6 protein-coding genes are annotated in these 9,185 nt (G+C 71.2%); 3 read left to right on the forward strand and 3 right to left on the reverse strand.

All coding sequences use genetic code 11. The annotated features are described in order from the left end of the window. Window positions 1-9: 9 nt before the first annotated feature. Both AC07DI_RS26585 and AC07DI_RS26590 read right to left on the reverse strand, forming a co-directional pair. Complete coding sequence (locus AC07DI_RS26585) at window positions 10-1,986, reverse strand: sigma-70 family RNA polymerase sigma factor (RefSeq protein WP_478906374.1); 1,977 nt, start codon at window positions 1,984-1,986, stop codon at window positions 10-12. Window positions 1,987-2,206: 220 nt separating this feature from the next. Further along, window positions 2,207-2,974, reverse strand: a complete 768-nt coding sequence (locus tag AC07DI_RS26590; RefSeq protein ID WP_478906376.1) for a TetR/AcrR family transcriptional regulator — start codon at window positions 2,972-2,974, stop codon at window positions 2,207-2,209. Window positions 2,975-3,346: 372 nt separating this feature from the next. Here AC07DI_RS26590 and AC07DI_RS26595 point away from each other — a divergent pair, with 372 nt between their 5' ends. Beyond that, window positions 3,347-4,741 (forward strand): NAD(P)/FAD-dependent oxidoreductase, encoded by a 1,395-nt coding sequence (locus AC07DI_RS26595; protein ID WP_478906378.1) that lies wholly within the window; start codon window positions 3,347-3,349, stop codon window positions 4,739-4,741. A 182-nt stretch (window positions 4,742-4,923) separates the two neighbouring features. Further along, window positions 4,924-6,636 carry an ATP-binding SpoIIE family protein phosphatase gene (locus AC07DI_RS26600; protein ID WP_478906380.1) on the forward strand — a complete coding sequence of 571 codons (1,713 nt, stop codon included), beginning with the start codon at window positions 4,924-4,926 and terminating at the stop codon, window positions 6,634-6,636. 59 nt (window positions 6,637-6,695) lie between these two features. On the opposite strand, the gene AC07DI_RS26605 is transcribed toward AC07DI_RS26600, so the two are convergent. Continuing rightward, window positions 6,696-7,982, reverse strand: coding sequence for an MFS transporter (locus AC07DI_RS26605; RefSeq protein ID WP_478906397.1), 1,287 nt, complete (start codon window positions 7,980-7,982; stop codon window positions 6,696-6,698). Window positions 7,983-8,104: 122 nt separating this feature from the next. On the opposite strand from AC07DI_RS26605, the gene AC07DI_RS26610 reads away from it, so the two are divergent. Further along, the gene (locus AC07DI_RS26610) at window positions 8,105-8,653 is read left to right on the forward strand and encodes a MarR family winged helix-turn-helix transcriptional regulator (protein WP_384256139.1); all 549 of its coding nucleotides are present in this window, start codon (window positions 8,105-8,107) and stop codon (window positions 8,651-8,653) included. Window positions 8,654-9,185 lie beyond the last annotated feature (532 nt).

A 9,185-nucleotide genomic window follows, 5' to 3' on the forward strand; every position in this document is an offset into this window, starting at 1 on the left:
CCAATACATCTAGCGGCAGGTCATCCGCGACTGCGCCCAGTCCGCGAGGGCCGTCGCGTCGAACGGCGTGTACGGGTCGACGACGAGCCTGACCGTCTTGCGTCCGGCGATGCCCACATGCAGGGGCACTGCCGGGTCACCACCCTTGACCAGCGGGGACTGCCACAGCCGCGTCCCGTCCCCGTACACGGAGAAGCGCACCTTGCCGAGGCCCATCGTCATGTCGTCGACACCGACGACCGCGTCGTACGTCGAGCAGCTGCGGTTCAGGTCGATCGTGACGGAGGACCTGCCGTGCACGGTCACGCCGTGGGAGTACCGCTTGCCGCCGACCGCGAGGCCCCAGCGCTGCCACACCCAGCTGCTCCCGGCGAGCCGCATCTCGGGCTTGGTGCCGTCGCCCATGAGGCCGTACTTCAGCTCGTTCCACTGGTAGACCCGGGGGGCCGGGGGTGGTGGGGGAGGCGGCTTCGGGGTCGGGGTCGGCTTCGGCGGTTTCGGCGTGGGCTTCGGGGCCGGTGGCGGCGGGGGCGGCTCCGGCTCGGGCTTCTCCTTGGCGGGAGGCTTCGGCTTCGGCGGGGGAGCGTGGGTGGGCGTGGGTTTCGGCTTCGGCTTCGGCGCGGGGGGCGGCGGGGTCGGCTTCGCCTTCGGGGGCGGCGGCTTCTGCGGCACGATCGACTCGGACACCGCGGGCTCCTTGGCCTTCGGCGGCGGATCCTCCTTCGGCTTGCCGCTCCCGCCGGTCAGGGCGATCGCCGCGGCGACCGCGGCCGCCACGACGACACTCGCCGCGATCCCGGCCTTCGCCGGCGCGCCGAGCCCCTCGGACGCGGCGGCCCCACCCGCGGCGGAACCACCGGACGAACCGCCCGCGGCAGCCGCACCGGCGGCCCCCGCCGCGCCCGCTCCCGCGGTACCGCCGCCGATGAGCGCCACGGCCTTCGCGTACCCGGCGGCACCGAACCAGCCGATGACGGCGATCGGCACCACCGCGGGGATGCCGCTGGCGACATCCTCGATCTGGCCCGCGGCCAGCCGGCACTTGGCGCACTCCTCCAGGTGCTTGCGCAGCCCGCGCTCGGCACGGGTGCGCAGGCCGCCGCGGGCGTAGGCGCCGAGCCGGTCGGCGTAGCGCGCACACTCCTCGCTCTCGGTGAGCGTCGCGCTCACATGCGCCTGCAAATAGGCCTGTTTCAGCCCCTCGCGGGCGCGGCTCGCGAGCACGCGCGTGCCGTTCGCGTCGAGTCCGAAGAGCGTGGCGACGTCGCTCGGGGACTCCTCCTCGACCTCCGTGTGCCACAGCACGGCCTGCCAGCGTTCCGGCAGGCTCCGGAAGGCCTGCATGGCCATCGACTGCTCGGCCTCGTGCATCGCCCGGACGTCCGCGCCCAGGTCCAGCGTGTCGTCGTCGGCCACCTCGGCACCGCGCGCCGCCTGCGCCGCGAACACCGCGAAGTCATCGACGAGTTGCTCGCGCTTCGCCGACTTCGTCCAGCCCGCCGCGACCCGGCGCACCGTGGTCAGGAGGTACGCGCGGACGGCGTGCTCGGGCCCGCTGCCGCCCCGCACCGCCTGCAGCATGCGGGCGAACACCTCAGCGGTGAGGTCGTCGGCCGTGTGCGCGTCACGGCAGCAGGTACGGGCATAGCGGCGCACGGCTTCGGCATGCCGGCGGTAGAGCTCCTCGTACGCGGAGTCGTCGCCGCCGCGCATCCGGGTGATCAGGTCGGCGTCGGCCACCGCCCCCTCACCGGAGCCGGGCACCGGAGCGCCCGCCCCGCCCGCACGCTGCGGCGGCACACTGGGCTCGGCCGGGGCGCCCGCCGGACCTCCGTCCACGTCGGCCGAAGCCTCCGTACCACCGCCGGGGCCGCCCTGGGGCGGCACCTGCCGGGAGGGCGGCGCACCGGTCTCCGTAGGGGAGCCGCCCGGGGGAGCCTCCTCGCCCAGGCCGCCGGACGACTCGTCCCGACCGTCAACACTCATCGCGGAACGCCCCCGGTTGCACACTCAGACCCGACCACCGGGAAAGAGTGCCACAGGGGCGCGCCACGGCCGACGGTCATGACAGGCAACCACCCGTCCGGGGTGAGTTCCCGCAATGGAGCACTACCGTTCACCCATTCGGGGAAGGCTCAACGACCGCGCCCGAGCACGGTATTGAGCCTTCCGCCGTACGGGAGCAGCGCCGACGCGGCCCGTCCGGTCACGCGGGCCGCGACCGCAGCCCTTCGAGCAGGATGTCGAGCAGTCGCGAGGAGGCCGCCGCCTGCTGCGCCGCGTCCGGCAGCGAGGGCGCCGCCGTGGCTATCACCAGCAGCACGTCCGACACCGTCACGTCCGCCCGCAGCGCGCCCGCCGCACGGGCCCGCTCCACGAGTCGGCCGACGACGTCGAGCAGCGTCGCCGCCCCCGCGTCGTCAGCCAGCGACACCGACTCCTCGGCCGGCGCCTGGCGCTGCTCCACGAGACGCAGCTCGGGAGAGTCCGGGACCGACTGCCGCTGCTGCGGCACCCGCGCCTCGTCGTCCGCCGCGCCGTCCTCGACGCTCACCCGCAGCACCTGCGGCGGCAGCAGCCGGCCCGCCCCCGATGCCACGGACGTCCGCAGGAAGCGCGACAGCGCCGACCACGGCTCGTCCTCCTGCCTGAGCGCCGCACGCGCCTGGTCGGTCAGCCGAGAGGTCTCCTCCTCGGCTATGCGCCTGACCAGCACGTCCTTGCTCGGGAAGCGTCGGTAGACAGTGCCGACGCCGACCCGCGCGCGCCGCGCCACGTCCTCCATCGGCGCGCCGTAGCCCAGCTCGCCGAAGACTTCGCGTGCCGCCCTGAGCACATGTTCGAGATTGCGCTGTGCGTCGACACGCAGCGGTGTCGTGCGCGCTCCTTCCCCCATGTCACGTCCGTTCCCACCCGGGCCGACGGCTGCTGCCGTCATGCCGGCGGAAGTCCAGTGAGTCTCCTGAATGCTCATACACGTTCCCCCGGTAATGACGTCTCCCCCCGGAGACACTCCCCGTCATTGACTACCGACGTGTGAGGGGCGGGCGCTTCCACGAACCGGAATTCCGGCCCGGCGAGCGCATCCCCCGACACCCCGACGTCCCACGAACATAGTTGAGCGGGGGTCAATTCAGAAGAGGCGGGTTCCGCACAGCACGCCCCCCGATCGGAGTACGCGCCTTTTCCGGCCTTATCGCGGCCCACCCCCGAACCCCACTCCCCTCCGCTGACCTGCACACCTTCCCCGCCCGGCGGCCACGCGCCGAGCCGTTCGCACAGACCTTGCCCGGTCACACAAATTGCCGGGCCTGTGGACAAACTCCAAAGCCGGGTGCGTCATGGGATGGTGAAGGCTGCGATCTCCGGCGGGACCCACCCCGCCTCCACGGACTGTGTGCGCATTCTCGTCGTCGGCGGCGGCTACGTCGGCATGTACACCGCGCTGAGACTCCAGAGAAAGCTGAAGCGGGAGCTCGCACGGGGCGAGGTCGAGATCGTCGTGATCAGCCCCGACCCGTACATGACGTATCAGCCGTTCCTGCCCGAAGCGGCGGCCGGGAACATCTCGCCGCGCCATGTCGTCGTCCCGCTGCGCCGCGTCCTCGACAAGTGCCGCATCGTCATCGGCGAGGTCGAGTCCATCGAGCACGCCAAGCGCACCGCGTCCTTCACCACCCTCGCCACCGAGGAGGAAGGCACCGGGGCCGCCCGGATCACGTACGACGAACTCGTGCTGGCCCCCGGCTCCATCGCGCGCACGCTGCCCATCCCCGGCCTCGCCGAGTACGCCATCGGCTTCAAGACCGTCGAAGAGGCCATCGGCCTGCGCAACCACGTCATCGAGCAGATGGACATCGCCTCCTCCACCCGCGACCCCGCCATCCGCGACGCCGCCCTGACCTTCGTCTTCGTAGGAGGCGGCTACGCGGGAGTCGAGGCGCTCGGCGAACTGGAGGACATGGCGCGCTACGCCACCCGCTACTACCGCAACATCAAGGCCGAGGACATGAAGTGGATCCTCGTCGAGGCGGCGGGCCGGATCCTGCCCGAAGTCGGCGAGGAGATGGGCCGCTACACGGTGCGCGAACTGCGACGGCGCAATATCGACGTACGCCTGGAGACCCGCCTCGACTCCTGCGAGGACCGGGTGGCCGTCCTCAGCGACGGCTCCCGCTTCCCCACCCGCACCGTCGTGTGGACCGCCGGCGTCAAACCCCACCCCGTCCTCGCCGCGTCGGACCTGCCGCTGAACGAACGCGGCCGCCTCATGTGCACCGCGGAGCTGACCGTGGACGGCGCCACGCACGCGTGGGCGGCGGGAGACGCGGCCGCCGTCCCCGACGCCACCGCCGGCGCACCCGGCAAGGAGTGCGCGCCCAACGCCCAGCACGCGGTACGCCAGGCCAGGACCCTCGGCGACAACATCACCGCGTCCCTCCGCGGAAAGCCGCTCCAGGAGTACGCACACAAGTACGCGGGCTCCGTGGCCTCCCTGGGACTGCACAAAGGTGTCGCGCACGTCTACGGACGCAAGCTGAAGGGCTACCCTGCCTGGTTCATGCACCGCGTCTACCACTTGAGCAGAGTGCCGACCGTCAACCGCAAGTCCCGTGTGCTCGCCGAATGGACCCTGTCCGGCCTGTTCAAACGCGAGATCGTCTCCCTCGGATCGCTCGAACACCCCCGTGCGGAGTTCGAACTCGCGGCCGGTGGCGAACGCCCGAAGGGGTCCCCCTGATCCACATCAGGAACTCACCGCACAGGACCGGCGTCTGACGGATGTCAGTCCCCTCGGTCAGACTGTTCGTGTGACCATGGGCAGGCCGTCAGGCCGACACCAGGGACGTCCGCTCTCGACATGCTGTGTTCCCGATCCAGAAGCGTTCCCGATCCAGAAGCGACACCACGAGGCCTACCGCAGTGAACTTCACGCGCTGGAGCGCCCGGCTCCCCGGAACGCAGCGCCGCGCAGCAGCGCGGACCGAACAGGCGGTCGCCGCCGCACCGCGCGGGGACGGCTCCGTCCCCGCCGCCCGCGCCGAGCGGCCCTCCGACGAAGCGGAGACACGCATCCCGGACGGCGCCGACGGCGTCACCGACATCGCGGGCCTCGCCGGCCTCGACGAACTGCCGGCCCGCGAGGTGCTCGACCGCATCCCCGCCCTCGTCGCCCTCGTGCACGGCGCCGACCACCGCATCGCGTACGTCAACGACGCGTACGTGACCGCCTTTGGCCCCCGGCCCGTCGGCGAGCCCGCGCGCGTGGCCCTGCCCGAACTGGACGAGCTGAGCCTGCTGCCGCTCCTGGACCAGGTCCTGCGCAGCGCCAAGCCGCGCACCGTCAAGTCCCGCAAGGCACCCTCGGGCCGCTCGTACACGTTCACCTGCACCCCCGTGACACTGCCGCTCGGCGGCTCCGCGGCGGGCCCCGAAGAAGGCGGCGGCGTCCTCGTCTTCGCCGCCGACGTCACCGACCACGCCGAGGCCGCCGAGCGCCTGCGCACCAGCGAGCGGGCCCAGCGCGAGACGGCCGTCACCCTGCAGAAGTCCCTCCTGCCCCAGGAGCTCGAGCAGCCCGACGACCTGCGCATCGCCGCCACCTACCAGCCGGGCGGCACCGAGGCGGCGGTCGGCGGCGACTGGTACGACGTGATCACCCTCGGCGGCGGCCGCACCGCCCTCGTCATCGGCGACGTGATGGGCCGCGGCGTACGCGCGGCGGCCGTCATGGGCCAGCTCCGCACGGCCGTACGCGCCTACGCCCGCCTCGACCTGCCCCCGCACGAGGTCCTGCAGCTCCTGGACGGCCTGGCCGCCGAGATCGACGCCAGCCAGATCGCCACCTGTGTCTACGCGGTGCACGACCCGAACGAAGGAAGCCTGGTCTACGCATCGGCCGGCCACCTGCCCATCCTCGTACGCGACGAGAACGGCACGATCCACCGCGCCGAGGAGCCCACGGGCCCGCCGCTCGGCACCGGCGGCTGGCTGCACACCTCGGGCTCCGTCCCGCTCGGCCCCGGCTCCACCGCCGTCCTCTATACGGACGGCCTGGTCGAGCGGCGCAGCGAGGACATCGACGAGGGAGTGGCCTCCCTGGAGCGCGCCCTCGCAGGCGCCACCGGCACGCCCCAAGTCGTGTGCGACCGCCTGATCCGAGCCCTCGGGGTGGCGGCCGACCACGACGACGACGTCGCCGTCATGGTCGTCCAGCACCCCGCCCGCACCGGCTCGGACGCCGAGCTCTTCAGAAACGCCGCCCTGGAGCTGCTGGGCGGCGTGGAAGCGGCTCCACGCGCGCGTGCCTTCGCCACCGGCGTCCTCGCCAGCTGGCGCTTCTCACCGGAACTGCACGACCTGGGCGTCCTCGCGGCCAGCGAACTGGTCGCCAACTCCCTCCAGCACGGCACCCCGCCGATGCGCCTGCGACTGCGCCGCACCGACCGCCGGCTGATCATCGAGGTGACCGACGGCGACGACCACCTGCCGCGCCGCCGCCGCGCCGAACCGGCCGACGAGGCGGGGCGCGGCATCGCCATCGTCGCCACCATCGCGTCGAACTGGGGCTCGCGCCGCACACCGGGCGGCGGCAAGGCCGTCTGGTGCGAGTTCGCGCTGCCGAAGCAGCACTGAGAGCCTGTGTCCTATCCCTGTGACACAGGCTCTGAGAGCGTCGGCCGTACCGGTGACGCCTACGCGTCGGCCGTGGCGGGCGCGGTGGCGGCCGGGCCGCCCTGCGCCACCACCGGGCTCTTGGCCAGCGAGGGCTGGTTCTGCACCGGGGTGAGCCGGCGCCCGAGCCGCACCGCGAGCACCGTGATGCCCAGCGAGAAGAGCACGAACGTCACGATGTACGGGACGTGCAGCGCGGCGCCCATCGGCCCGCCCACGGCCGGACCGACCGCGAGGGCCAGCTGCTTCACCAGGGCGAAGGCCGAGTTGTACTGACCGACCATGCCGCCCGGCGCCAGATCCGCGACCAGCGGCGCGACGGTCGGCGACAGCATCGCCTCACCGAGCCCGAAGAGCGCGTACGTCGAGATGAACGCGGCGGTCGCCATCGCCTGGCTGCCGTGCCCGACCCCGGCGTACCCGGCGAGGAGCCACGCGAAGGCCCAGATCAGGCCGACGGACGCGATCACACGGGAACGCTTGCGGCGCTCGACCCACTTCAGGACGGCGAACTGCGCGATCACGATCATGGCCGTGTTGGCGGCGAGCGCGATACCGAGCGTCGAGGCCGAGATGCCCGCGGCCTCCACGCCGTACGCGGAGAGCCCCGACTCGAACTGCCCGTAGCAGGCGAAGAAGATCACGAAGCCGAGCACGCACAGCTGCACCATGGCCTTGTGCCGCAGGAGCACCCGCATGCCGCCCCGGGGAGCGGAGGCATCCTTGGGCATCGAGTCATGGAAGGACGGCGCGTGCGGAAGCCGCACGGTCAGCGCGATGGCCGCGAGCACCAGGAACATCACGGACTCGATGGAGAACAGCAGCGTGAAGCTGCCGACCCGGCTCTCGTCGACGATCTGGCCGCCGATGAGACCACCGATACCGAGGCCCAGGTTCTGCAGGAAGAACTGCGTCGCGAAGGACCGCGTCCGGGTGGCCGGCGTCGACGACCAGACGATCATCGTCGCCAGCGCAGGCTGCATGACCGCCGTGCCCGCGCCGAGCAGCGCCGCGGAGAGGATCGCCGTCGGCTCGCTGCTCGCGACACCGAGCGCGACCGCGCCCACGGAGGCGACGACCGCCGCGCCGACGAGCACCGGCAGCGGGCCGCGCCGGTCGATGACGCGGCCGGTGACTGGCAGGACGATCAGAGCGGCCATGGCGAAGGCGGCGAGCACGATGCCCGCCGCACTGGCCCCCAGATCCCTCACCTGCGCCACATAGACGTAGAGGAACGGAACCGTGAACCCGATGCCGAACGCGCTCAGCGCGCTGCCTGCCTGAATGCGACGCATCGCTGCGCCCATCGCCCTGGTCACTTTCACCTGCCTTAGGAGTGAGGTCTGAAGACTTCGAAGCTAAAGTTAGGATCTAAACAGTACACACTGAAGGACTTCAATGCCAAGTAGGGGCGTGCCATACTGCGGCCATGGGTGACACCCCCGGCCCGAGCGAGCCGACACTTGAAGAACAGATCGCCGCGTATCAGCGGGAGTTCCAGGACCTCGACCCCCAGGTCGAGCAGATCGTCTCGGCCCTCGGCCGCCTGAACCGCCGCATGAACGTCGCCTACGGGCGCCAGACCGCGACCCTCGGCATCAGCAACGCCGAGTGGGAGGTCCTCAAGGCCCTCGTCCTCTCCGGCGCCCCGTACCAAATGGGCCCCGGCGAGCTGGCCAAGGGACTCGGCCTCACCCCGGCCGCCATGACCCACCGCATCGACCGCATGGTGGCGGAGGGCCTGGTCACCCGGGACCGCGACGAGACCAACCGCGTCCGCGTGATCGTCGAGCTGACCGCTGAGGGCCGCGAGAAGTGGCTGGAGGCGATGCGCCTGGCCACGGTCTTCGAGGAGGATCTCCTCCAGGATCTGTCGCAGGACGAGCGAGGTGTCCTGGGCGAGGTGCTGACTCGTCTTCTCCGTCGTGTGGAGCACGCCCAGCCGGACGCCGGCGGCCGCCTCAGCGACCTGGACTGACGGTGGTCGGCGGACCGGTCGGGCCGCGCGGGGCGGGGTTGACAGCCACCTGCCCGATCCGTAGAGTTCTTCGGGTTGCCACGGAGCCGTAACGGTTCTGCGGCGGCACCTTCCGCCGCTGTCGAAGCGGCAAACCAAACTCTGCACAACCTCCCAACGGAACGCATTCGGCATGCCCGAATTCAATTCCAAGGCTCGATTATGAGTCGCCGGGAAAACCCGCTAGAGTTTGAGACGTCGGAACGGCCCAACAGCCGGGAAGGCAACCCCACTTCGACTGGGAGTCAGGCCCGAAAGGATCTGATAGAGTCGGAACCGCCGGAAAGGGAAACGCGAAAGCCGAAAGGCCGGAGCGGGAACCGGAAAGGCACCGAGGAAGTCGGACACGAAAGAGTCTGATAGAGTCGGAAACGCAAGAACGAAGAACAAAAAGAAACACCGAAGGGAAGCGCCCGGAGGAAAGCCCGCGAGGGTGAGTACAAAGGAAGCGTCCGTTCCTTGAGAACTCAACAGCGTGCCAAAAGTCAACGCC

The organism is Streptomyces sp. NPDC044106, assembly GCF_056433985.1.

What these genes read in the sequence shown, in the direction of transcription:
- AC07DI_RS26585 (WP_478906374.1), bottom strand. Translation starts at nt 1,986, where the DNA reads ATGAGTGTTGACGGTCGGGACGAGTCGTCCGGCGGCCTGGGCGAGGAG.
- AC07DI_RS26590 (WP_478906376.1), bottom strand. Translation starts at nt 2,974, where the DNA reads ATGAGCATTCAGGAGACTCACTGGACTTCCGCCGGCATGACGGCAGCA.
- AC07DI_RS26595 (WP_478906378.1), top strand. Translation starts at nt 3,347, where the DNA reads ATGGTGAAGGCTGCGATCTCCGGCGGGACCCACCCCGCCTCCACGGAC.
- AC07DI_RS26605 (WP_478906397.1), bottom strand. Translation starts at nt 7,982, where the DNA reads ATGGGCGCAGCGATGCGTCGCATTCAGGCAGGCAGCGCGCTGAGCGCG.
- AC07DI_RS26610 (WP_384256139.1), top strand. Translation starts at nt 8,105, where the DNA reads ATGGGTGACACCCCCGGCCCGAGCGAGCCGACACTTGAAGAACAGATC.